The organism is Luminiphilus syltensis NOR5-1B (assembly GCF_000158175.1).
In the GTDB taxonomy this organism is placed as follows: Bacteria; Pseudomonadota; Gammaproteobacteria; order Pseudomonadales; family Halieaceae; genus Luminiphilus; species Luminiphilus syltensis.
Map to the genome: position 1 here is coordinate 1,595,815 of NZ_DS999411.1, position 23,005 is coordinate 1,618,819.

The window sequence follows — 23,005 nt, forward strand, 5'->3', positions numbered from 1 at the left end:
CTTGGCTTTGTCGATCAGAAATAGGGCAGTAAATGCTCGAAACAATCATCACGACGGCCGCAGCGGATGGGGTTGTTCCGTATTCTCTCTTCGAGGGGTAATCCCGCGTAGCGCTCATGGGTATCGGCGAGCTGGGCAATCCGCCAGTGCCAACGCAGCGCGTCGTTGAAAACCCAACCCATAAGGCACAGGCACAACGCGGTGGCGAGCAGTCGGTGGGACGGTATTGCCTTTTTGCGTAGTTTTTTGCCCAATCGCCACAGTCCGGCAACCAGAAGGCCGGTGACCACCAACAGGTTGGCAACCAGGTTCGGGTAGACCATGCCGGCGGCATGTATGCCGCGGACGATGTTATTGGACCATCCGCCCCACAATGGCGGGTTGGTCCAATCTTCAAAAATCTGTTCGGCAACGGCTGCGGCCGAAAAAGGCCTTAATTCAGCGCCGTTCATTCGGATCGGCTCGCCATTGTTATCGTGGTCTGTCGGATCGGAGTGAAAACCGATCGCCAGTTCAATAATTCGACCCCGATATTTATCTTTCCCATAAACCATGGCCACTTGTGTTAATTCTCCCCATGACTGATTCAGAGGCAGGTTATACAACAGCTCGGGTTCGTCGGCTCGACGCCAATAAACAGCGGCATTGGCCCAGGTGGTGATGCCCTCAATATTGAATTTAATAAACGGAAAATCTTCGGCTAAAAAATTGATGGGCATCGATAATATGGCCTGACCCTCGGCGAAGGCGGTAATAACACCGGTATCGCCGTCGAGAAAACCGCCTCCGGCAACCAGGGGTTGAAAGGCTTTTCCGGGGATTACTGCCGTTTCCACATCGTGACCGGCAAACGGTTCAAATTCCGGATGAAAGTCAAAAAACCAGAGACTGTAGACTGCGACGAGTACTACCGCAGCCACACAGAATACGACGCCGGCCTCCTTGAAGGCCGGCTTCCACACCGATGGTTCTGGCAACGATGAACCATCGAGGTTAGCCTGAGTAGCGCTATTTACTTTGCTGGAGGCGTCATGCCCCATCGCGTTGTTCTCTCCATTGATGGCGGTGGTATCCGCGGGCTGATACCTGCGCTTGTGGTCGCTCATTTGGAAGCAATGACAAAACGGCCTGCCTGCGAGTTATTTGATTTGATAGTCGGTACCTCCACTGGTGGTATTCTGGCTCTCGGGCTTGCACTTGGCAACAGAGCTCCATCCATTACCCGACCGGATGCCAGTGCTTTGGCATCGGCCAGGCCCGCTACCGACGATCCCTGTGAGTTTCGAGCGGCCGAACTCGCTGATCTGTACATCGAGCATGGCAGGTCCATTTTTACTCGATCGCTATGGCGCGGGATTCGTTCTGCGGGCGGATCGCTGGACGAGACTTATGACCATCGACCCCTTGAAGCGCTGCTTTCGGATTATTTTGGCGACAGGTGTCTGGGGGATCTCGTTACCCCCTGTATGGTGACCGCTTACGATATTGCGCACCGGGAAACGCTATTCATGAAGAGCTGGCAGTCACGAGACGTGGCGCTGCTCTGCAGGGCGGCAGCAAGGGCGACCTCGGCAGCCCCCGCGTATTTCGAGCCGGCTGAGTTGGAGGCCTCAACGCGGCAGCGCGCACTGATTGATGGCGGGGTGTTTATCAATTCTCCGGCGGTCTCAGCCTATGCCGAAGCACTGCGATTATTTCCTGATCATGAACTGACCGTGGTCTCCCTGGGTACCGGTGAGCTGACACGGCCCATTGCCATCAGTGACGCCCGGAACTGGGGCAAGATCGGGTGGGTGCTACCGTTACTGGACTGCATGTTTGACGGCCATTCAAAGGCGGTTGATCAGCAAATGCGCGCGTTCCTGGGCGATCGCTATTTTAGGCTTCAGGCCACTCTGGATATTGCCAGCGATGACCTTGACGACGCATCGGAAAGTAACCTGGCCGCTTTGAGCGCGGTGGCAGCGCGGCTGATTGAGGACAATGAGACGACGCTCAAGAAGATTGCCGAGAGGCTTAATTCGCCGCGATACGATTAATCGTTATTATCGCGGTGCTGGCGATCAATGATGGTTCAAATTCGCCGCCACGTCGCGCATCGCGGGCCAGGCCTCAAGGCCCGCAGCGAAGCCATCGGCCATGTCTCGGAATTCGTTAATCACTTCGGCGTTGGTGGTGCCCTCAGGGAGCTCGTCGAGTTCGCTGGGGTAGTGTTCCCGCGCCAGGGCCGCCTCAACTTCGCCCTTTGCGCGATCAAGGTATTGATGCCAGTTCTGTGAAGATACATCGGTGGATCTTTTCTGTTGACTCGCTATCTGACCCAGTTGCTGGCCGAGGGCTTCGGCGACGGATTTCTTATAATCCACGATCAGATCGTCGTCCGACCGACCCGCGATGCGTCGCAAATCCCAGGCAATAGTTCTTAGTCGGATCTCTGGATTGGCGCTGTCGTGGTAGTCCAGCTGATCAATAAGATACCCCGCGTAACTGCCAATGCCGCCTTTGGCGGCGATAGGGTCACGCAGGGAGGTCTTGCGCTTCTCCAGGGGCAGGTGTGGTACACACCAGTCATATTCAACTGCGGCGCCGTCGTGGTGCATGGTCTCTACCATCGCCCCGAACAGCAGGTCCTCACCCCGAAAGACGGGGAAGTAGGGCGGTAGCAGTACCGAGTTATCGATTCCGGTCATTTGCGACATGGTGGCCAATTTGAGCACCCCAGGCCGTGTGTTACCCAGCCACATGCGCCGGTCCGCCAGTGTCTCCGCGATGCCCTTGGGGGCTGCCAGGAGGCGATCCAGCGAATCCGGATCAATTCCCAAGACCGAATGCGAATTGGCAGTCCCCGGATCACCCCAGGAGCCGCACTGGGTGATCAGCACCTTCCCCTCGGGTTTTAAGACGCTGACCAACATGGCGTTGGTATCGGCCAGGACGTCGGGGTTCAGCGGACCCTGATTTAACTGATTTATGGCGTATCCCAGCGGCTGGCCGAGCAACGAGGCATGACCCGAGAGGGCGTCAAAGTCGGTGGGCTGGCGCAGTTGCATCATTATTTCATCGCTGGGGAAATACGCCGCCTGACGGGTGCCAGCACCGAAAGCAACTCCAGTTTCCTCAATAACGGGCTTTAATCCCTGGCAGAGTATGTCGTCGTCGAGAACAATGGCCCGATAGCCGACACTGTACAAGAGCGCCAGGGTGCGACTGCGACCGTAGGAGGCGTATCGGGGCCACTGCTCCGCATCGATAAGAAATCGGATTCCGGCTTCGTGCTCGGGTAGGGCTCCAATCAGGCCTTGCAGCAATGCCTGTTGCTGCTGGGGGCCAATGTATTGCATGGTTTTGGCCGCACGGATGCTGAAGCTCTCCACCAATGCCGCATTTTTCGCCTGGTTTTCCGGATTGCGGGAGTCGTCGATGAGATAGAAACCCTCGTGACTGGCCAGTGTTCCGACCTCAAGCATCGACTCCAGCAAACGCTCTACCGCTGCCGGACGATCGCAGGTAATAATGAATACGCGAGTGGGTGCAACCTCCTGCTTTTCCACTGGCTTGAGTCTGGCCGCAATTTCGGAGGCCCGCATCAGTAGACCACTTTTATCGAGGGTGGTGAGTGCCGCTTTTGCAGCTTCACTATTACCCTTGAGTTCTGGTCGGGTTCTGGCGAGGTCCACCGCGTGTTCATCGATGGTTTTGAAGCGGGAGCAATAGGTCAGCGCCTCGACGACATGGGGCGCAATGATCCCCTGTTTACCATTGAGGCGATTGATGACCAGGCACATATCGCTATTGATTCGCACCAGCTCGCAATCGGTGAAGGCGAACCGCTCGACGGGCGCTGAGGTCCCGGGCTCAGTCACCGAAAAAGAGTAGCTTATGTCGGTCATTGCATAGTCCTGAGTGTGCTGTCGATGGCCAAAGAAAGTGCTGCTTCAAGGCTGCTTGCGCTGGCGTTGCCTGTGCCTGCGAGGGAAAGCGCTGTGCCGTGATCCACTGAGGTGCGAAGTATGGGTAGCCCCAGCGTAATATTGACGGCGTCGCCAAATCCCGCGTACTTGAGAACCGGTAAGCCCTGATCGTGATACATGGCCAGATAAGCATCGGTATTTTCGCGAACCTCTGGATTGAATGCGGTGTCGGCAGGCAGAGGCCCCACCAGCGCGAGTCCTTTGGCTTTTAACAGCTCAAGGGCCGGGGTAATCACCTCAATTTCCTCATGACCCAGGTGCCCTCCCTCGCCAGCGTGGGGGTTGAGGCCGAGCACCGTTATCCGGGGATCCTCGATGCCGAATTTAGCCTGTAAATCCTGATGCAGAATCGTGATGATACGCTCGAGACGTTCTTTGGTGATGGCGCGAGGAACCTCTGACAGGGGTAGGTGGGTGGTTGCCAGCGCTACCCGGAGATCGCCCGCGGTTAACATCATGACGACCTGTTCGGTGTCGGTTGCATCCGCAAGAAATTCGGTATGGCCACTGAAGGCGAAGCCGGCGTCGTTAATCACCGATTTTTGCACAGGCGCAGTGACCATTCCCTGGCACTCCCCGACGCGACACAGTTCTACGGCATAGTCGAGAGTGGCGAGGACGTGGCCAGCGTTATCCGGATTTAAACAGCCGGGGATTACTGGTGAGTGCAGCGGAATATGCACCAGTGGAAGCTCGCCCGCCACATGAGCTCGGGGACTGTCGGTGCTGGTGTAATCGGTCAGCGTTATATCAAGCCCCAACTGGCGCGCTCGCGCCCCCAGCATGTCGCGATCGGAGACACAAATAAGGTGTGCAGGCCACGTTTTTGCGGCGACGGCCAGAACGATATCAGGACCTATCCCGGCGGGTTCACCGCAGGTGAGAATTATTTTGGGCGTGGTCACTTGATGTCAACAAAGGCCTCGGTACGGATCTTGCGCAACCAGGCATCCAGCTCCTCCTGATACTTGGCATCGTGGAGATAGTTTGCCACCTGATTACGGCGCATTTCATCAGACACATCCTTGTCGCGCCGCCCCGTGACCTCAAGTACATGCCAACCGAATTGTGACCGCACCGGCGGGGCAATGTCGTCGACTTCTGTTTCGGCCATGGCCTGTTCAAATTCGGGTACCATTTGTCCTGCGCTGGTCCACCCCAGATCGCCCCCTTCCTGAGCAGATCCGATGTCTTCCGAATACTCTTTCGCCAGCTCGGCGAAATCTGCCCCATCCAACAGACGCTGGCGCAAGTCTGCGGCCAGTTGCTCCGTTTCGGCTTCTGTGCGCACCTCGCTGGGCTTTACAAGAATATGGCGCACCTTGGTCTGCGCGATGACGCGTTCGCGCCCGCGAACATCGGCGACGTGCACCAGGTGGAATCCACTGCCGCTCTCTACCTTGCCAGTTTCGCCCCGATCCAGCGTGGGTACGATGGCGGTAAACATACTGGGAATATCACTGAGTTTTCTCCAGCCGAGATCACCGCCCTGAAACGCATAGGGCTGGGTTACCGAGACTGCGCTTTCAAACGCCTGCCCGTCGAGAATCGCTGAGAGCGCGCTATCGACAAAGGCCTCTTTACTGGCGCGTTCGGCCTCTGAGTCGGTTGAATTAACGGGGATGAGTGCCTGGAAAACCCGGTACTGGGGTTCGGTCAGTTCCTGACCGGCTTCGGTTTCAAGGTAGTTGTCAATTTCCGCATCCGAAATATTGATATTCCGGCTGACGTTGCCCTGCTGGACCCGCTGGATGGTCATTTCCTTGCGGACTGATTCGCGCATTTCGGCATAACTGCGCCCCTCGGCTTCGAGTGCCCCCCTGAATTGCGCCAGTGTAAGGCCGTTGTTCGATGCGACCCGACGCAAGGCTTCGTCGAGCTGGGTATCGGGTATGCGTATGCCATAGCGCTCCCCCATTTGGAGTTGAATACTTTCAAGAATTAGCCGGTCGAGGGTTTCCCGGACGAGTATGTCCTCAGCCGGCATCTCGGCGCCCTGGCGTTCGATATTGACCTTCAGGGTATCGAGTCGTTCGCGTAGTTCACTCGCCAGGATAATGTCGTCATCGACAATGGCGACGATCTGCTCGAGGATTTGAACCTGGTCTCCTGCCTGCGCGTGGGCGGTGATGGCATTGAGGAACATCCCGCTGGTAAGCACGGTGGTTATCAATGCGCGTGAAAGAAAAGTAATATTAGTAGCGGTCATTAAAGCCTCGGATCATGTCTCGGAGCAGGTTGTCTACACGGCCACCGAATCCGCCCATGCCCTTCAGTACGATCTGGAACTGGAACGCATGTTCGCGCTCGAGATCGGGGTCGGAGAAGTCAGGGAATCGAGAGGTCGTGTCGATGTAGCGCATATAAAGCATTCGCACACGCCAACAGCAGTCATCGTACTCGACTCCAAACATATCTTCCACGCTGACTGCACCCTCCAGCGAGTACTCGAGTGCGCCGAAAATACTCCAGTTTTCATCGATAGGGTAGTAGCCGGAGAAATTAGCTTGCTCGTTGATGGGGCGCGTTGGTGACAGGGGCTCTCTGCGTGTGTAGCCCACATTAAACACCGAGCCGTTGCTGGGTGTGTGGCTGACCTGAAGGTTAGCGGCTTCAAAACTGGTTTCATAGGGGTCGTAGAGCAGGCTTGACCGGACCTTCCAGGTCTCGGTGGGTAGCCAATTAAATTCTGCGGCAAGGGACGAATTGCTTTGTGTCTGCGGTGGGCTTGAGGCGCTCAGGCGAACTTCCCGGTCACGGAAATAAAAGATTTGCCCGACGCTGGCGCTCATTCTCTCGAGCCCATCAACGTCAGAGAAAAATCGGGTCGTCACACCGACGGAAACCTGATCGGCGTCATCGAGACGGTCATTACCCGAGAAGCGGGTATCTCGATAAAGTTGGTTGTAACTGAACGTCAGTTCGGCACTGTCGAAGTCGGGTTGATCCCGCTGCTCGGCCTTTTGGCTGTACAGATAATAGATACGCGGCTCCAGCGTTTGGGTCAGCGGCTCACCACCAATGGTGGTTTGCCGCTCAAAAAACAGACCACCATCGACACTGGCCACTGTCGAACCCGCATTGGGGCGATTATCGCGCGCAGCGCTGGTGTTTTCGAGGTCATAACTGACCTGGCGCCGTTTCAGCGTCGGCCTCAGGAACCCAAATTCCCAGGCCATGGGGTAGCGAATCCCCGCTTCAGCATAAAGCCTATGACCCAGGACCCGGTTGTCATTGCGATCAAAATTGGAATACTGCATTTCGGCAATGGGCTCAAATCCACGCCAGGCCGCGTTACCTCTGTATTGAGCCGTAATCTGGGGCAGTTTCTTATAGCCTTCACGAATATCGTCGGCGAGGGTTTGAAATTGCTGGGCCTGAACATTTACGGTCCAGTCTTTCCCCAGATAATCGACTTGGCCGAGCTGGATCAGCGCCGTTTCGCGCTGGGCACTGAGGGTCTGGTTATCGAGGTCTTTGAAGTAGCTGGTATCTGACACCCGCGCGAAATCAATTTCTGTGCGCCACACCTGGTTGAAAGTGCCCCGCTGCTGGACACCAACCAGCCATCGCTCGCCATTGCTGCTATCGATTTCCTGACGATATTTCTCGTCATCATCAAGGTAGGCCAAATTGACGTCCCAGCGGCCTACGTCCCCGCTCAGCCAGCGTCCATTGACCTGCTGTAACAGACCGCGCTCGGCGATGTATCGCGGTGCCAGTGTGGCGTCGTAATTAGGCGCCAGATTTAGGTACACCGGCGCGGTAATGTCGAGTCCACCTCGGGTATCAGAGCCAATATCGGGAAACAGCAGGCCTGTTTTACGGCGTCGATCGAGTGGAAATTGTATCCAGGGCGTATAGAAGACAGGTACTCCTGCAATCGATAACTTGGCTCCCCGCGCGGTCCCGGTGCCCGAACCGGGATCGAGTGCCAACTCCCTGGACGTCAGGACCCAGGTGGGATCGCCGGGTGCGCAATAGGTAACCTGGCCTTCTGTGATTTCGATCATGCCACTGGCAAGTCGAGTCAGGCTTCCCGCAGCGCCACTGATGTGCTGTTCATGGAGAGCGAAGCGCGCATTTTCGATATGAGTTACTTCGGTATTGCCATCGTAGCTAACTCCCTCTCCGGTGAGGACCACGCCGGGTTCACGAACCACGACATTGCCTTCTGCGACAGCGGTTTTTAGTGTCCTATTAATGCGGACATTGTCAGCCTTTACTCGACGATAACCCTGCTTGACCGTGACGTTACCGCTGAAGATAACTTCGTCTTCGGTTACTTCGCTGTTGTCAGCGCTGGCTTTGAGCGCGTGTTGCGATGGGATCTGTGATCGGTCCGCCGCCCCTAACGGGTCAATGAAGTCACCACCGCACTGTAAACACTGGAGATTCCGCTCGCTCTCAGGGATCAAATCCAGTGGCCGCCAGTCGAGAGCGGTTACCACTGATTCGGTAAGCTGGGGCTCATCCTGAGCATCATCGGCGCTCGTCGGAAGCGAACAGGCAGCGATCACGGAGGTCGCCACCATCAATGACGACATGCGGGAGAGTAGTTCGTTGGGTATCAAGGACAATGCTACTTGTGCTTTTTTGACGAAACGGAAGACCTGCTCCAGTGCTTGATTTCGGCCTCTTCGTTAATCGGTATCGTATCCTGGAAGCTAACATTGAGCGCGTTGACCGATGTTTGTAGTCGTCGGGCGATTAGCCAGGACTGATTCGAGATGAAGGAATAAAAGACAAAGCAGCCTAGAAAGATGGCAAGTTGGTGGAACTCGCTCGCCTGGGCGCGGTGTAGCATGAGGCCCAGCATTTGCAAGGACAGGGCTATAAACAGAATGATGACTAACGAACGCCGGGGGCTGAAGCCAAGATCATTGAGCAGGTGGTGAATGTGAGTACGGTCAGCGCGCACCGGATTTTCGCCACGGATAACCCGTCGTAACGTAGTGTAGGTCATGTCAAAAAGCGGCAGCGCCACAACGAAAAGCGCCGTCACGGGATTGATCAATTTAACGCCGCCAATTTGCTGCGACGATGCCGCCAAAATCAAACAGACCATGATGAATCCCAGTAACTTGCTTCCTGCATCGCCGAGGAAGGTTTTGGGTACTATCGGCGTTAATTTCAGGTTGGAGACGAGGAATGCCAGCAAAGACGTGCCGACGAATAAACTAACAAAACCGGGTGCGGTACCGGTGAAAAGATAAAATGTCGCCATGGAAAAGAGCACCAGGCCGGCAAGCTCCCCGTCCATACCATCAAGCATGTTGAAGGCATTGATGACGCCGAAAATGGCAATCACTGTGAAAGGATAAGCCACTTCAGGTGCCAGACGGATAACCCCAGTGCCCAGCAAGTCACCCAGTGCGCCGACGCGCAGGTCCAGCCCTTCAATAATGATAATCGCCGCTGCCACCTCAGAGAGCACCCTGAGAAATACACCCAGATGAAATCGATCGTCGAGTGTCCCAGTGACCACCAGGACGGCGCCACCCAGCATAAAGACCCAAAGTGCATCATTACCATTAACGAGAATCATGGTCTCATTTTCGACCCCCCAGAGCACTGCGCCGACGCACAAGGACGTGAAAATGGCCAATCCACCGACCAGGGGGACTTCTCCACGATGTCGTTTACGACCATCAGGACGGTCAACAATACCAATTGAGGGCGCGACTCTGGCGAGTAGGTAGATTGCTGTGAGCGTAACGCAAAAGCTCGTAATGGTTTGAAGCAGCAATGGCGACATGGGATGACTTGTTGAATCGGTAATGCCCCAGTTTAACCGCTAACGGGGGTTTCCGCTTGCGTAATTTGTGCCGCGATGGCGACGATGGGAAGCACAATAGGTACACTCACGCGGTGCGGTTTACTACCTCGCTATTGATCTGGGGCTCGATGGACCGCCGTTGTTTTTATTCTTACTGGACCGATAGATGGCGAATAAAACGCTGAGGCAATGGGTCGCTGATTGGGTCGGTCTACCGATGGCTGATGTTCTCGTGGAAATAGTGGCGGGTGACGCGTCACCACGGCAGTATTATCGAGTCCATTTTCTAAGAAGACCGCCCGAGAATTGTATTCCGCCGCGCCACTTGACACTGATCGCGGTATCTTCACCCGCCTCCGAAAAAAATACTGAATTTCTTCAAGTACGTGATGCATTGGACGCCGCTGGTATCCGTGTTCCCGGTTGTATCGCCAGTGACCTCAGTAACGGATATCTGCTGTTGGAAGATCTCGGCGATCAGACATTGCTGCCATTACTGTCTCTGGATACTGCAGAGGCTTACTACCAGCAGGCGGTCACGATGCTGGTCGGTATTGCAGCAATTGAAAAGGAATTGTTGCCTTTACTCCCGTATTCACCCGCGTACCTGCAGAGAGAGCTGGATCTTTTTGTCGATTGGTTTTGCCAAAGGCTGCTGGGTCTGTCCGTGGATGAATCTTGCACAGTGGTCTTTGAGGCGTTGAGTCGAGTGCTTATCGATTCGGCCACAGCTCAGCCCCAGGTGGTTGTTCATCGAGATTTCCACAGTCGAAACCTGATGGTGTTGGCTGATGAAACGCTGGCCTGTATCGATTTTCAGGACGCGGTGCGTGGGCCTGTGACTTATGATCCGGTGTCCTTATTTAAAGACTGCTACATTGCCTGGCCCCGTGTTTATCAGCTGGGCTGGCTTGAGCGTTATCGTAAGAATCTCTTGCAGACGGGTGTTATCACCGGCGCTACTGCAGAAGATTTCATTGAGTGGTTTGATCTGATGGGTTTGCAGCGCCACCTCAAGGTTCTGGGGATTTTTGCCCGCCTCGATGCCCGCGATGGCAAGTCGGGTTATCTCGAAGACCTGCCGCTGGTTCTGCACTATGTACAAGAGGTCTTGGCGTTGTATGCCCGGAGGGCGCCCGAGATTAATGCATTCCATGACTGGTTCATGGCGACGGTCATGCCCAGTGTGGTGGACCAGCCCTGGTTTAAAACCATGCCACCGGATGCGCCACCGCCATGAAAGCCATGATTCTTGCCGCGGGCGAAGGGCGGCGAATGCGGCCATTAACGAACGACACCCCCAAGCCGCTTTTGAGCGTGGGAGGAAAGCCGTTGTTAGCGTGGCATCTCGAGCGCCTGGCTGCAGCGGGCTTTTCCGAGGTGGTGGTGAATGCGGCCTACCTTGGGGATCAGATAGCGCACTTTTGTGGTGACGGCAGCCGGTGGGGTATCCCCGTAACCCTTTCCCGGGAGCCGGAACCGTTGGAAACGGCGGGTGGGATTCGCTTTGCATTACCGCTGCTCGGTGATGCGCCGTTTCTCGTGGTGAACGGCGACATATTTACGACCTATCCGTTCTCCGGGCTTTTGGGGGCTATTCCGCCCAGGCAGGGCGCGCACATTGTTTTGGTGCCCAATCGACCGCATCATCCCGATGGTGATTTTTCTCTGGGAAGCTCAGGTCAGGTAACCCAGCGGCGGGAAACGACAGTGACGTATAGCGGTATCGGTGTCTTTCAGTCCCGCTTTTTTCTACCCGGCGACGATAAGGGGCCAAGTGGCCCACTCGTCGAGCATGATAAGTCGGCGAGCGAGCCGACGGTGGAGTCGCGTGGTGAGGCTGCTGGTCATGACGCCGATCTCGAACCGATCATCATCCACGAGCCGACGATTTTTCCCGAAAAAGCACCGCTGCGCCCGTTTCTCGATGTGGCTATCGCGAATAGTCGCCTTACCGGTGAGTTGTGGCGAGGTGACTGGGAGGACGTGGGCACCCCCGAGCGGCTCTCAGCATTGGATGCACGATTACACGGGTATGAGTAGGATTGCGCTTTCCGCGGCGATTCCCGTGCTCCTTTATCGAACACGCTGTAAACTGCGCCAACACGAATTTTAAAGGCGGACCCGTTGCCCATGCGCGACTACCAAATAGCCCCATCCATTCTCTCTGCTGATTTTGCGCGCTTGGGAGAGGAGGTCGATAGCGTGCTCGCTGCGGGTGCAGATATTGTTCACTTTGACGTCATGGATAATCACTACGTCCCGAACCTGACCATTGGTCCGATGGTTTGTCAGGCTCTTAGAGACTATGGCGTGGCGGCGCCGATTGATGTACACCTGATGGTCAGTCCGGTCGATGCGCTGATCGGCAGTTTCGTGGAAGCTGGAGCCAGCTACATCACGTTTCACCCTGACGCCTCCACCCACGTCGATCGCTCCCTACAATTGATTCGCGATGCCGGCTGCAAATCAGGCCTGGTATTCAACCCGGCTACGCCACTCGACGTTCTCCGCTACGTCATCGATAAGGTGGACATGATTCTGTTGATGTCGGTAAACCCGGGTTTTGGTGGACAGAAGTTTATTCCGGCTACCCTGGATAAACTGCGCGAAGCGCGAGGCTTGATCGACAATTCGGGGTTGCCTATCCGCCTTGAGGTCGATGGAGGGGTCAATACCGCCAATATCGCAGTCATCGCGGCGGCGGGTGCCGATACCTTTGTTGCCGGTTCTGCGATTTTCAATCAGCCCGATTACAGGCAGGTTATCGCCGACATGCGTGCCGAATTGGAATCGGTCCAGGGCTGAAAATCCCACGATGACACCCGACGTTTTCGCTGATTATGTATCGCAGGGTTACACCCACATACCGGTAGCCCGGACTATTCTTGCCGATATGGAAACACCGCTCTCGGCTTATCGAAAACTGGCGCAGGGGCCGAAGTCTTTTCTCTTTGAATCGGTGCAGGGTGGCGAAAAATGGGGGCGTTACTCCATTATTGGTCTCCCCGCCAGAAAGTGGTTGACCGTTGAAGGGCTGGAGGTAAAGCGTTTCACCGACGGTGAGGTGGTGTTGACGGAGACGGTGACCGATCCGCTGGAATTTATTGAGCAGAGTCACGCCACTTTTCGTGTGGCGCCGGTGGATGGACTCCCTGTGTTTCACGGTGGGCTGGTCGGTTATTTCGGTTACGACGCAGTGCGCTATGTGGAGCCGCGTTTGGCGGCGAGTTGGCCTGTTGATCGTCTCGGCACTCCCGATGTTTTACTGCTGGTCGCCGAAGAGGTGTTGATCTTCGACAATCTGGCGGGGACGTTAACGATAGTCATCAACGCCGATGTCGAAGATCCGAATCCACTGCAAAGCGCGCTGGGTCGGCTCGATTCTATCGAGGCACAATTGCCCGAGTCGGGTTCGCGTTTGCCGACTATCGCTCTCGGCAATCTCGACACTACTGAGATCGAGGCAACGCTTAAGCACCTCACCGGTGCTGCGGAATATCAGGGGTGGGTCAAAAAAATACGCGACTATATTCTGGATGGGGACGTGATGCAGGTGGTGCCCTCGCAGCGCATGGAGGTGCCCTATAGCGGCGAGCCCTTAACGCTCTACCGAGCCCTGCGAAACCTCAATCCTTCGCCTTATATGTATTATCTTGATATGGGCGAATTCCAGATCGTCGGCTCTTCGCCAGAGATTTTGGTGCGACTGCAGGGCCGCGAAGTGACCGTTCGGCCAATTGCCGGTACCCGTCGACGGGGCGTCGATGACGCCGAGGACGAGGCGCTCGCGCAAGACTTACTCGCCGATCCCAAGGAGCGGGCAGAGCACCTGATGCTGATCGACCTCGGGCGCAATGATGTGGGTAAAATCTCGGTATCGGGTAGCGTTGAGCTCACAGAGAATATGACCATTGAGCGTTATTCCCACGTCATGCATATCGTATCCAATGTGCAGGGCGTGACGCGGGACGATGTTTCCGCGATGGATGCGTTGCGAGCAGCACTTCCCGCCGGGACACTGAGTGGTGCCCCCAAGGTGCGCGCCATGGAAATCATTGATGAGCTTGAAACGGTTAAGCGCGGTGTGTACGGCGGAGCCGTGGGATACCTGTCCTGGGCCGGCGATATGGACACGGCAATAGCCATCCGAACCGCGGTGGTTAAAGACGGTAAGGTAATCGTTCAGGCAGGGGCGGGCATTGTTGCCGATTCGGTGCCGGAACAGGAGTGGGAAGAGACCATGAATAAATCGCGGGCTATTTTGCGGGCAGTGGCGATGAGTTGCGGATGATCATGTGATGAACGATGTGTTGACAAGTATTGAATTACCCGCGGTGCCCGAAGAAGAGTTGGCTGAGTTGCGTAAGCTCGGCGAAGATGCCTTAAAGGCGGGGAGTATTGGACCGGCCAGTCTCGCCATCTGGCAAATTCTGTCAGCCGCCCCCCGGGATGACATCGGCCATATCCTGCTAAAACGGTTGTCCATGAACGACAAGGTCCAGCGTATTTCTTACGCTCAGGTAACGCCGCTGGTTAAGCAGTATTCCGTCGAGAGTAACCATCAGGCGGTCTTGCTGCTTTTGGCTTTGATGTTGCTGAAGAAGCCCGACGACCCTTATGCGGTGAATCATTTTGCAAACGCGGCTTCGCAGTGCGGGCGTGTCGATCTGGCGCTGCTTGCTACCTGGAACGGCTATCAGAAGTCGCCCAATGACCCGCGTCTTATCAATGCATTGGCCACGGCACTCTATGAGGCGGAGCAGTTTGATTCAGCGATAAAGCTATATCGTGATCTATTGGATAAGCGACCCAATTCCACTGCGGTTATTGCCGCTTTGGGGTCGGCGCAGGCTCGATCCGGTGATCCTGCTTCCGCAATGGAAACACTCAGCGGTGGACTTGAGCAGCACCCCGGGGATGCGGATTTGATGTTACGCCTGGGGCTGGTCAGTAAGAGCTATTTGCTCCGCGTTGCAGGCGCTGGCGACAGTACGGCGATTGAGCAGGCTAATTTCAATATTAATGCGAGGGAGGCTGCTGTCGCCAAGGCCGCGGCCTATGTCGTTTTAGGAGACTTCGAGAAGTCGGTAAGCGAGCTGAATTCGGCGCTGGAGTGGAATCCGAAGGACCATGATGTTCGTGCGTCACTGGCGAATCTACAGCTGATGGTGGGCGATTATGATGCGGGATTTTCCAATTACAGTGCCCGCTTCGAGCTTGAGCCTGAGCTGAGACTCCTCGAATCTGAAAAGCCGCAGTACACCGGTGCCCCACTCGACGGGAAGACATTACTTGTATGGGGTGAGCAGGGTTTGGGTGAGCAGATTTTATTTGCCCCGGCATTGGAAGTAATGCTCAATGAGCCGGGACGGATTATCTTTGCCACCGATTCGCGACTGGTTGCGAGGTACCAGGAGCGATACCCCGATGTAAAGGTCGTGGACCGGAGTAATTTGCATAGCCTTTCAGGCTTTGATTTTCAAATTTCAGCGGGAGACTTGTTTGCACAAAAATGGCAGGAGCTGCAGTTACTTCCCGGAGACTTGTGGCACCCGCTCTTGATGAGTGATAAGGAGTCTGTGGCAGAATGCCGTGCGTCTTTTCCGATGGATCGTCCGCTGATCGGTGTTTCCTGGCGCGGTGGACGTCGAGATGATCCTTCGGCCGCGGCTATGCGTTCTCTCGAGCTGAAGGAGCTCCTTTCGGCCGCAGTCAATGCACAGGTAACTTTTGTAAATTTGCAGTACGGTGATTGCGCGGCGGAGGTCCGAAAGCTGGGCGACGCGAGATTGGTGGACAGCGGCATCGATAATTTCAACGACATCGATTCCTTGCTGCAATTAATGGCTGCCTGCGATGCCGTTGTTACTGTGGATAATGCCAATGCGCACCTGGCGGCTGCCGTCGGCACCGACACTCACCTTGTGGTTCCGAAGCAGCTTCCTTCATTTCGCTGGAAGAATAAGGCAATCCAGCAGCTGATTTTTCCGGCGGTAACTGTACATGAGCAGCAGACCTTGGGTGACTGGAGTGTCCCGGCGATTCAGTGTTGGAAGGCAGTTTTGGAAGGGTGATATTTTTTAGGGCAGCTATGGATGACGTAGGCTTGTAGCTAGCAAAGTTAAGTATTGTTTGTACTGCTAAAGCGAACACCCACTATTTTTTCGCATGTATTCGACCTCTTATCGACTTTATCACAACGCCGAATCTCATTTATGCTGGGTAGGTTCGATGATTATTGATCAATAAGTGTTCGACTTTAGGTTCTAACTCGCGGGAGTGTATTAGGGAATTTGTTTTTTTTTTTTTGGATTATCAGACTGGCCATTAGCCAGAGATCTGTTTAAAACGCGCCCAAAGGCGGGGAAGATTTGACGCTTAATGCCAGAATTTAGCGCACATGTATGCGTAGTTACGCACCACCCGTTTTGGAAGCTGCCTTCCGGTTGTGGGTCACTTATACGCAATCGATACCAACTACTGCTAGGTCATTTCGAGCAGGTGTCTATACTATATTTCTCCTTAAACGGAGATTCTTGCCCCCTACCGGGTTGGACTGTGCCGGTGGGTGATGGACTTCCACGTGATTTTGGTGGCCAGGTCGATGCATTATTTAGTCAGGAATCGATCGATATCGCTTATTTCAACTATGACAATCTAAATGAAATTGCAGCAGCATTGTCATGCGTAACAATCTGTGAAAACCATGATGTTATGCACTTGCGAGCGGAGGCATATGAAAGCTTCGGCTTTTCTTGGTCGGGAGGGCTCGAAAAAGAAGAGGAGATTAGGAAACTTCGAACCTATGACATCGTCTGCTCGATTAGTTTAGACGAGGCAAATTATCTCCATGCATCAGGTTTGAATAATGTGTGTTACCTGCCTCCGAATGTTAATTGGAATCCTCAGGTGATGCCTCGCAGACCCATAACCTCGGGTTTGATCGGTTCGGTGATGGAGCCAAATATTGATGGCTGGCAACATTTTTTCGAGCATGGGGATTTAGGTTTTGAGCTCGTTTTAGCCGGTCCGATTTCGGAATATCTTCAAAATCGACCCGATCTGGCCAAGAGGAATATGAATTCGACCCAAATAATGGGAACGATAAATCAAGTACGTGTATTTTACCAAGCGATCCATGTAAGCCTATCGCCAGTGAGATTTGGTTCGGGTCTCAAGATCAAGGTTCTTGAAGCTTTAGCGCACGGCCGGTCAGTAGTCGGTACCCATCATAGCTTTATAGGATTTCCAGAGGGAATAAGCGGGGTTGTAAGGTGCGACGACGACTTTAGGAACTGGCCTAGTCTGATTGATGAAGCAGTTAACGAAGTCAACCTGTCTGATATCTCTGACTATGTGAACGAGAATTTCTCTAATCAGCGCTGTATAAACTTGCTAAAAGCAAGACTTTAGAGTTCGAACCTGCAGCGAAAATTGCGATAAAAACGCCGCCTAATAAGCTATTGCTGCCTGCTATTATTCAATCATGATTCTAATGATCGACAACTACGATTCCTTTACTTGGAATATCGTCCAGTATTTGTGGGAGCTCGGCGCTGAGGTTGAGGTGCGCCGTAATGACGAGATCGATATTGCCGGTATTGAAGCCATGGCGCCTGAAAAAATCTGTATTTCGCCGGGCCCGTGCTCGCCCACTGAGGCGGGGATATCGATGTCGGTCATCGCGCACTTTGCGGGGAAGATCCCCCTGTTTGGTATCTGTCTGGGTCAGCAGAGCATTGGTGCCGTCTATGGCGCGGACATCGTCCGCGCGCCGTCGGTGATGCACGGTAAGACCAGTCCGGTACATCATTATGGCACCGGGGTATTTTCCGGACTGCCGAGCCCGGTTACGGCCACGCGCTACCACAGCCTGGTTGTGGATCCGAAGACCCTGCCGGACGTTCTGGAAATCACGGCCTGGACCGAAACCGACGACGGGGAATTTGAGGCCATTATGGGGCTGAGGCATCGGGAATTGGCGGTGGAAGGCGTACAATTCCATCCCGAATCCATACTTTCAGAGCACGGGCATGACCTGCTGCGAAATTTTCTTGAAAATACCCAATAACAGGACCATGGCATGAATATTCAACAGGCGATCCAGCAACTGGTCGATGGCGATCACCTGTCGCGTGAGGAAATGCGGGAGGTCATGACCGATGTCATGAGTGGGGCGAATACCGCCGCCCAGATCGCGGGATTGCTCGTTGCCCTGCGTATCCGCGGTGAGACGATCGATGAGATCGCAGGCGCTGCGGAGGTCATGCGCAGCCTCGCCAAACGCGTTCATGTCGACCAGACCAATCTGGTGGATCTGGTAGGGACGGGGGGTGACGGCGCCAATCTCTTCAATGTGTCAACAGCGTCGACCTTTGTTGTCGCCGCCGCCGGTGGTCGCGTGGCAAAGCATGGTAATCGCTCGGTGTCGAGCTCCAGCGGTAGCTCCGATGTCCTCGAGGCGCTCGGTGTCCCCCTCGATCTGACGCCGGAGCAGATTGCCCGCTGCGTGGACGATGTCGGCGTCGGCTTTATGTTTGCGCCGGCGCACCACGGTGCCATGAAATACGCGGTGGAACCGCGAAAAGACCTGGGTATGCGTACGTTATTCAATATTCTCGGCCCGTTGACCAATCCAGCGCATGTCGAGCGGCAGGTGCTGGGGGTATTCAGCCCTGATCTTTGTCAGACCCTCGCCTCGGCGCTGGGCCTGCTTGGACTGCGCCATGCGCTGGTGGTGCACAGCAACGATGGTCTGGATGAGATATCGATTGCGGCGCCTACCCGGGTCAGTGAGTTGCGGGATGGGGATGTCGAGCGTTTTACGATTGATCCGGCAGATTACGATCAGGCCCACGATAACCTCGAGGGGCTGGTCGTCGACACCGCGCAGGAGTCAGCGGATCTCATCAGGGCCGCTTTGGGCGGTAAGCCCCCCGCCGAGGCGGTGAAGGCCCGTTCGATGATCGCATTGAATGCGGGCGCGGCTATTTATGTCTCGGGTGTGGCGCGCTCACTGCGCGGCGGTATCGAGCTTGCCGATGATCTTGTCAGCACCGGCCAGGCGATGGAAAAGCTGGAGTCGTTTATCGCCTATACCAATGGGCTGAAGGCGGGTGATCTGTAATGGCAAAGCTCAATGCCCCCACCGTGCTCAAGAAAATAGTCGATCGCAAGGTCGAAGAAGTGGCTGAGCGTCGCGATCGGCAGTCGATCGCGACACTGAAGACTGCAGCGGCTGAGGCGTCACCGGCTCGCGGTTTTGTTGACGCCATCAGGCACCGCCTGGAGGTGGGCGAGCCCGCTGTGATCGCCGAAGTGAAACGCGCCAGCCCCAGTAAGGGAGTAATTCGCGAACACTTCGTACCCGCAGAGATCGCCGCCAGCTATCAGGCGGGTGGGGCGGCGTGTCTGTCTGTGTTGACCGATGCCGATTTTTTTCAGGGAAATGAACAGTATTTGAGGGAAGCACGTGCCGCCTGTGACCTGCCGGTACTGAGAAAAGACTTTACGATTGACGAGTATCAGATATGGGAGGCGCGCAGCATTGGTGCGGACGCCATATTATTGATTGCGGCCTGTCTTGAGTCGAGTGAATTGGCGGCTTTACACGAATGCGCGGGGGAAGCGGGTCTTGATGTGTTGGTAGAGGTACATACGGCTGCCGAGCTCGAGGATGCCCTGGCGCTTCATACGCCATTGATTGGCATCAATAATCGCGATCTTCACACCTTTGATACCAGTCTGGAAACCACTCTTGGATTACTCGGATCGATACCCGGTGATGTGCTGGTGGTCACTGAAAGCGGCATTCACAATCCAGAGGATGTGCAGCGGATGCGATCGGCTGGCGTCCACTCGTTTCTGGTCGGTGAAGCTTTTATGCGCGCAGAAAATCCTGGCGCTGAGTTGGAGCGACTGTTTTATCCGTCGTTCACGAGCAGCGGTGCCTGACTTTGGCGAGGCTCACGGAGCACCACGATAGTTTTGCCGGACACGTCAATCAGGCCCTGTTCCTGAAGTGCCTTCAGCACACGGCCTGCCATTTCCCGGGAGCATCCGACCAGTTTGCCCAGATCCTGACGCGTAATACGTATTTGCATACCGTCGGGATGCGTCATCGCATCGGGCTGGTCGGTCAGTTCAAGCAGCGTTTTTGAGATCCTCCCGGCAACATCGACAAAGGCGAGGTCTGTAAGCTTGCGGGTGGTGTTTCTTAGCCGATAGCCCAGTTGGTTGGCCAGTGCATAGAGCACCTCCGGGAACTCGCCGCGCACCTGGTGGAATCGATCATAAGAGATTCGAGCGAGCGTTACGTCGGTCCGTGCAAGCAGATTGGCGCTGCGCTTATGCTCACCAAACAGTCCCATTTCGCCGACAAAATCACCGGGATTAAGGTAGCTGACGAGCATCTCCATTTCGGGATGTTCCTCATCGTCTACCAGCACCGAAACCGAGCCGTCGAGAATCAGGTAGAGGAATTCACTGTCATCGCCCTGCCGGAAAATAAAGGTCTTTGCGTTGACCTTGACCCGTTCGCAATAGCGTAAAAAGTCCTCGACCCCAGGGATTTGAGCGGTGACCTGCGGTCTGATCGAATCTGACATAAATCCAACGAATTACTAACGGTTCGGTTAGCATAGCGTATTTAGGGGGGGAAAGTGGAGAGCCTTTCCCGCATCAATCGGGAAATTCCCCACCTTCCAGCCAAGCGAGGATGTGCATGAAAGGACAGGTTAAATGGCTCGATGGAGCCAAGTTTGTTGGTGAATCCGGCAGTGGCCATTCGGTGGTGATGGATGGCCCTGAAGATCTCGGGGGTCGCAATGAGTCGCTGCGCCCCATGGAAATGTTGTTACTCGGTACTGGCGGCTGCGCCATTTACGATGTATTGAGTATGCTGAAAAAGTCCCGTCAGCGCGTCGTGGACTGTCGCGTGGAGCTTCACGCTGAGCGTGCCGACGCAGTGCCCGCCGTCTTTTCTGAAATGAACCTTCATTTTGTAGTGACGGGCTTTGGTCTCAAAGAGGCTCAGGTCAAGCGGGCGGTCGAGTTATCGGCGGAGAAGTACTGCTCGGCGTCGATTATGTTCGCAGCAGCTGGCGTCAAAGTCGGCCATAGCTACGCAATTGTAGACGCTGAATCGGCCTGATTGATGCGCTGTCAACCGAGAGCAACGCCTACACCATGGCGCTGCCTCGCTGGCTTTGAAGGGCTTCCGGAAGCAAAGACGATGGAATAGCCGATGGGAATACTGTTTGCGGGGGAGGCCTACTTACGTGCTACAGGTAGTAGGTGCTGCGTGTCATCAGTTGCGATAATGCCGACATCACGTCTTTTATCGGCCGAGGAAACTCTTCCCCACCCGCCTTGAGCGCGTTGGCCCCATGTCGTTCCTCGTCTTCAAGCATCTTTTGCAGTATGAGTTGAGACTTTCGATCTTGTCGGGGCAGTATCTTTAAGTGGTGCCGCAGGTGACTGGCGACTCGTTCTTCGGTGGCATGCACAAAGCCCAGACTCATTTTGTCACTGATCGCACCGGCGGCGGCACCCATCGCGAGAGATGCGCCATAAAACAGGGGATTCAGGGCGCTGGGCCGGGCGTTGAGTTCCTGTAGTCGTTCCTCGCACCAGACCAGGTGGTCAATCTCCTCCTGCGCCGCGTCGAGCATTTCATCACGGGTACCCGCGGTGCGCGCCGTGAGCGCCTGCCCTTGATACAGCGCCTGGGCACATACTTCTCCGGTGTGGTTAACCCGCATCAGACCCGCCGCATGACGCTGTTCTTCGGGGGTGAGATCCGCATCGCTATGCCCTTCGGCCGGGGAGGGGCGCGCGGCGCTGGCACCGCGTCGGGACAGGGAACGTAACATCGAGTCGGCTTCTGCAAGCAAGCGGTCAATAGCGCTCAAATTTCGTGTAGTCATCGTCGTTAACAGTCTGGATTTACCCATGATTTCACTATTGACTATAACGCTCGACTGCACGCCAGCCAATATCCCGGCGGCAGGTCATGCCCTCCCACGCGATCTTATCGACCCCGCGGTAGGCCAAGGCCTGGGCCTCGGCTACGGTGTTACCCAGAGCGGTGACGCACAAAACGCGTCCACCACTGGTGACGCAATGACCCGCTTGTTCTGCAGTACCCGCATGGAATACCTTGGTATCGTCACCGAAGGGGCTATCGAGTCCGGCGATGGCCATGCCTTTGGCGTAGGTGCCAGGATAACCCTGCGACGCGAGGACGACGCCGATCGCCGGCCGCGGGTCCCACTCCGCATCGACCGTATCCAGTGCACCGGACAGCGCCGCCTGGCACAGGCCGGCGAAGTCACTCTTCAGACGGAGCATAATGGGTTGCGTCTCAGGGTCACCGAAGCGGCAGTTGTACTCGATGACTCTGGGATTGCCCTGGTCGTCAATCATGAGACCCGCGTAGAGAAAGCCACAATAGGCATTCCCTTCACTCGCCATACCGCGAACGGTGGGCTCGATGATCCGCTCCATGACACGCTGGAAGATCTCATCAGAGACCACCGGAGCCGGCGAATAGGCCCCCATACCTCCGGTGTTGGGTCCGGTATCACCCTCACCGATACGTTTGTGGTCCTGGCTGGTCGCCATGGGCAGTATGTGCTCGCCATCGACCATGACGATAAAGCTTGCCTCTTCCCCGGGCAGGAATTCCTCGATCACGACCCGGCAGCCGGCATCGCCAAAGGCATTGCCAGACAACATATCCTCAACCGCGGCCTCGGCGACCGGAAGGGACTCTGCAACAATCACCCCCTTGCCCGCAGCGAGTCCATCGGCCTTGATGACAATAGGCGCGCCCTGCTCGCGGATGTAGGCCAGTGCTTTGTCGACCTCGGTGAATGTCTGGTAAAAGCCGGTGGGGATTTTGTGTCGCGCGAGGAAATCTTTGGTAAACGCCTTGGAACCCTCCAACTGCGCCGCGCCCTTACTCGGACCGAAACAGGGTAGCTTGCGCGCTGTGAAGTAATCCACAATACCCTCTACCAGGGGTGCCTCGGGTCCCACCACAGTAAGCCCGATACCATTGGTCGACGCAAAGTCTGCGATTGCCGCAAAGTCCATGACATCGAGATCGATATTCTGTAGGCCTGCCTCCATTGCGGTCCCGGCATTACCGGGAACCACAAATACCTGCTCAACCGAGGCGCTCTGGGCGAGTTTCCAGGCTAGCGCGTGTTCCCGCCCGCCATTACCGATCACCATTACCTTCATGACA

The 23,005-nt window shown here is 55.5% G+C and carries 20 protein-coding genes; 11 read left to right on the forward strand and 9 right to left on the reverse strand.

Going from position 1 to position 23,005, the window contains the following annotated elements; all coding sequences use genetic code 11:
* Window positions 1–14: 14 nt before the first annotated feature.
* Window positions 15–1,040, reverse strand: coding sequence for a hypothetical protein (locus NOR51B_RS07105; protein ID WP_040481903.1), 1,026 nt, complete (start codon window positions 1,038–1,040; stop codon window positions 15–17).
* Between NOR51B_RS07105 and NOR51B_RS07110 the strand changes: the two genes are divergently transcribed.
* Window positions 1,032–2,039 (forward strand): patatin-like phospholipase family protein, encoded by a 1,008-nt coding sequence (locus NOR51B_RS07110; RefSeq protein ID WP_009018946.1) that lies wholly within the window; start codon window positions 1,032–1,034, stop codon window positions 2,037–2,039. The two genes, NOR51B_RS07105 and NOR51B_RS07110, sit on opposite strands and share 9 nt — an antisense overlap.
* Before the next feature lie 24 nt (window positions 2,040–2,063).
* Here NOR51B_RS07110 and NOR51B_RS07115 read toward each other — a convergent pair whose 3' ends face one another.
* From NOR51B_RS07115 to NOR51B_RS07135, 5 genes are read right to left on the reverse strand one after another with little or no spacing between them, the layout of a single operon-like run.
* Window positions 2,064–3,890: a hypothetical protein gene (locus tag NOR51B_RS07115; protein WP_009019056.1), complete on the reverse strand. Its 1,827-nt coding sequence runs from the start codon at window positions 3,888–3,890 to the stop codon at window positions 2,064–2,066.
* Complete coding sequence (gene pdxA / locus NOR51B_RS07120; protein WP_009020184.1) at window positions 3,887–4,876, reverse strand: 4-hydroxythreonine-4-phosphate dehydrogenase PdxA; 990 nt, start codon at window positions 4,874–4,876, stop codon at window positions 3,887–3,889. Before pdxA ends, NOR51B_RS07115 begins: the two co-directional genes overlap by 4 nt.
* On the reverse strand, window positions 4,873–6,180 hold the full coding sequence (locus NOR51B_RS07125) for a peptidylprolyl isomerase (RefSeq protein WP_009020585.1): 1,308 nt from the start codon (window positions 6,178–6,180) through the stop codon (window positions 4,873–4,875). The genes pdxA and NOR51B_RS07125 overlap by 4 nt, the downstream gene beginning before the upstream one ends.
* Window positions 6,167–8,518, reverse strand: coding sequence for an LPS-assembly protein LptD (locus NOR51B_RS07130; RefSeq protein ID WP_009021332.1), 2,352 nt, complete (start codon window positions 8,516–8,518; stop codon window positions 6,167–6,169). The genes NOR51B_RS07125 and NOR51B_RS07130 overlap by 14 nt, the downstream gene beginning before the upstream one ends.
* A gap of 35 nt (window positions 8,519–8,553) precedes the next feature.
* Window positions 8,554–9,729, reverse strand: a complete 1,176-nt coding sequence (locus NOR51B_RS07135; RefSeq protein WP_009020435.1) for an undecaprenyl-phosphate alpha-N-acetylglucosaminyl 1-phosphate transferase — start codon at window positions 9,727–9,729, stop codon at window positions 8,554–8,556.
* 187 nt (window positions 9,730–9,916) lie between these two features.
* Here NOR51B_RS07135 and NOR51B_RS07140 point away from each other — a divergent pair, with 187 nt between their 5' ends.
* From NOR51B_RS07140 to trpC, 9 genes are all read left to right on the forward strand, one after another.
* Window positions 9,917–10,990, forward strand: coding sequence for an aminoglycoside phosphotransferase family protein (locus NOR51B_RS07140; RefSeq protein WP_040481904.1), 1,074 nt, complete (start codon window positions 9,917–9,919; stop codon window positions 10,988–10,990).
* Complete coding sequence (locus tag NOR51B_RS07145; protein ID WP_009020279.1) at window positions 10,987–11,793, forward strand: nucleotidyltransferase family protein; 807 nt, start codon at window positions 10,987–10,989, stop codon at window positions 11,791–11,793. Before NOR51B_RS07140 ends, NOR51B_RS07145 begins: the two co-directional genes overlap by 4 nt.
* Before the next feature lie 90 nt (window positions 11,794–11,883).
* Window positions 11,884–12,558 (forward strand): ribulose-phosphate 3-epimerase, encoded by a 675-nt coding sequence (gene rpe / locus NOR51B_RS07150; RefSeq protein WP_009018836.1) that lies wholly within the window; start codon window positions 11,884–11,886, stop codon window positions 12,556–12,558.
* Window positions 12,559–12,568: 10 nt separating this feature from the next.
* Window positions 12,569–14,044, forward strand: a complete 1,476-nt coding sequence (gene trpE, locus NOR51B_RS07155) for an anthranilate synthase component I (RefSeq protein WP_009021257.1) — start codon at window positions 12,569–12,571, stop codon at window positions 14,042–14,044.
* Between the two features lie 7 nt (window positions 14,045–14,051).
* Window positions 14,052–15,827: a tetratricopeptide repeat protein gene (locus NOR51B_RS07160; protein ID WP_009021274.1), complete on the forward strand. Its 1,776-nt coding sequence runs from the start codon at window positions 14,052–14,054 to the stop codon at window positions 15,825–15,827.
* Window positions 15,828–16,317: 490 nt separating this feature from the next.
* Window positions 16,318–17,166 (forward strand): glycosyltransferase family 4 protein, encoded by an 849-nt coding sequence (locus NOR51B_RS07165; RefSeq protein WP_040481905.1) that lies wholly within the window; start codon window positions 16,318–16,320, stop codon window positions 17,164–17,166.
* Window positions 17,167–17,239: 73 nt separating this feature from the next.
* On the forward strand, window positions 17,240–17,824 hold the full coding sequence (locus NOR51B_RS07170) for an anthranilate synthase component II (RefSeq protein WP_009019911.1): 585 nt from the start codon (window positions 17,240–17,242) through the stop codon (window positions 17,822–17,824).
* A gap of 12 nt (window positions 17,825–17,836) precedes the next feature.
* On the forward strand, window positions 17,837–18,880 hold the full coding sequence (gene trpD, locus NOR51B_RS07175) for an anthranilate phosphoribosyltransferase (protein ID WP_009018894.1): 1,044 nt from the start codon (window positions 17,837–17,839) through the stop codon (window positions 18,878–18,880).
* The gene (trpC, locus tag NOR51B_RS07180) at window positions 18,880–19,707 is read left to right on the forward strand and encodes an indole-3-glycerol phosphate synthase TrpC (RefSeq protein ID WP_009021729.1); all 828 of its coding nucleotides are present in this window, start codon (window positions 18,880–18,882) and stop codon (window positions 19,705–19,707) included. Before trpD ends, trpC begins: the two co-directional genes overlap by 1 nt.
* Here trpC and crp read toward each other — a convergent pair.
* Complete coding sequence (gene crp, locus NOR51B_RS07185) at window positions 19,677–20,360, reverse strand: cAMP-activated global transcriptional regulator CRP (protein ID WP_009021029.1); 684 nt, start codon at window positions 20,358–20,360, stop codon at window positions 19,677–19,679. The genes trpC and crp overlap by 31 nt on opposite strands.
* Before the next feature lie 116 nt (window positions 20,361–20,476).
* Here crp and NOR51B_RS07190 point away from each other — a divergent pair, with 116 nt between their 5' ends.
* The gene (locus NOR51B_RS07190; protein ID WP_009018875.1) at window positions 20,477–20,905 is read left to right on the forward strand and encodes an OsmC family protein; all 429 of its coding nucleotides are present in this window, start codon (window positions 20,477–20,479) and stop codon (window positions 20,903–20,905) included.
* Window positions 20,906–21,035: 130 nt separating this feature from the next.
* Here the strand turns inward: NOR51B_RS07190 and coq7 are convergent, their stop codons facing one another.
* Both coq7 and purD read right to left on the reverse strand, forming a co-directional pair.
* Entirely contained in the window at window positions 21,036–21,680 is a 645-nt protein-coding gene (coq7, locus tag NOR51B_RS07195) for a 2-polyprenyl-3-methyl-6-methoxy-1,4-benzoquinone monooxygenase (RefSeq protein WP_040482436.1), read from the reverse strand.
* A gap of 34 nt (window positions 21,681–21,714) precedes the next feature.
* Window positions 21,715–23,001: a phosphoribosylamine--glycine ligase gene (purD, locus tag NOR51B_RS07200; RefSeq protein ID WP_009021620.1), complete on the reverse strand. Its 1,287-nt coding sequence runs from the start codon at window positions 22,999–23,001 to the stop codon at window positions 21,715–21,717.
* Window positions 23,002–23,005: the final 4 nt, after the last annotated feature.

What these genes read in the sequence shown, in the direction of transcription:
- NOR51B_RS07110 (WP_009018946.1), top strand. Translation starts at nt 1,032, where the DNA reads ATGCCCCATCGCGTTGTTCTCTCCATTGATGGCGGTGGTATCCGCGGG.
- NOR51B_RS07105 (WP_040481903.1), bottom strand. Translation starts at nt 1,040, where the DNA reads ATGGGGCATGACGCCTCCAGCAAAGTAAATAGCGCTACTCAGGCTAAC.
- NOR51B_RS07115 (WP_009019056.1), bottom strand. Translation starts at nt 3,890, where the DNA reads ATGACCGACATAAGCTACTCTTTTTCGGTGACTGAGCCCGGGACCTCA.
- NOR51B_RS07125 (WP_009020585.1), bottom strand. Translation starts at nt 6,180, where the DNA reads ATGACCGCTACTAATATTACTTTTCTTTCACGCGCATTGATAACCACC.
- NOR51B_RS07130 (WP_009021332.1), bottom strand. Translation starts at nt 8,518, where the DNA reads ATGTCGTCATTGATGGTGGCGACCTCCGTGATCGCTGCCTGTTCGCTT.
- NOR51B_RS07135 (WP_009020435.1), bottom strand. Translation starts at nt 9,729, where the DNA reads ATGTCGCCATTGCTGCTTCAAACCATTACGAGCTTTTGCGTTACGCTC.
- NOR51B_RS07140 (WP_040481904.1), top strand. Translation starts at nt 9,917, where the DNA reads ATGGCGAATAAAACGCTGAGGCAATGGGTCGCTGATTGGGTCGGTCTA.
- NOR51B_RS07145 (WP_009020279.1), top strand. Translation starts at nt 10,987, where the DNA reads ATGAAAGCCATGATTCTTGCCGCGGGCGAAGGGCGGCGAATGCGGCCA.
- rpe (WP_009018836.1), top strand. Translation starts at nt 11,884, where the DNA reads ATGCGCGACTACCAAATAGCCCCATCCATTCTCTCTGCTGATTTTGCG.
- trpE (WP_009021257.1), top strand. Translation starts at nt 12,569, where the DNA reads ATGACACCCGACGTTTTCGCTGATTATGTATCGCAGGGTTACACCCAC.
- NOR51B_RS07160 (WP_009021274.1), top strand. Translation starts at nt 14,052, where the DNA reads ATGAACGATGTGTTGACAAGTATTGAATTACCCGCGGTGCCCGAAGAA.
- NOR51B_RS07170 (WP_009019911.1), top strand. Translation starts at nt 17,240, where the DNA reads ATGATTCTAATGATCGACAACTACGATTCCTTTACTTGGAATATCGTC.
- trpD (WP_009018894.1), top strand. Translation starts at nt 17,837, where the DNA reads ATGAATATTCAACAGGCGATCCAGCAACTGGTCGATGGCGATCACCTG.
- trpC (WP_009021729.1), top strand. Translation starts at nt 18,880, where the DNA reads ATGGCAAAGCTCAATGCCCCCACCGTGCTCAAGAAAATAGTCGATCGC.
- crp (WP_009021029.1), bottom strand. Translation starts at nt 20,360, where the DNA reads ATGTCAGATTCGATCAGACCGCAGGTCACCGCTCAAATCCCTGGGGTC.
- NOR51B_RS07190 (WP_009018875.1), top strand. Translation starts at nt 20,477, where the DNA reads ATGAAAGGACAGGTTAAATGGCTCGATGGAGCCAAGTTTGTTGGTGAA.
- coq7 (WP_040482436.1), bottom strand. Translation starts at nt 21,680, where the DNA reads ATGACTACACGAAATTTGAGCGCTATTGACCGCTTGCTTGCAGAAGCC.
- purD (WP_009021620.1), bottom strand. Translation starts at nt 23,001, where the DNA reads ATGAAGGTAATGGTGATCGGTAATGGCGGGCGGGAACACGCGCTAGCC.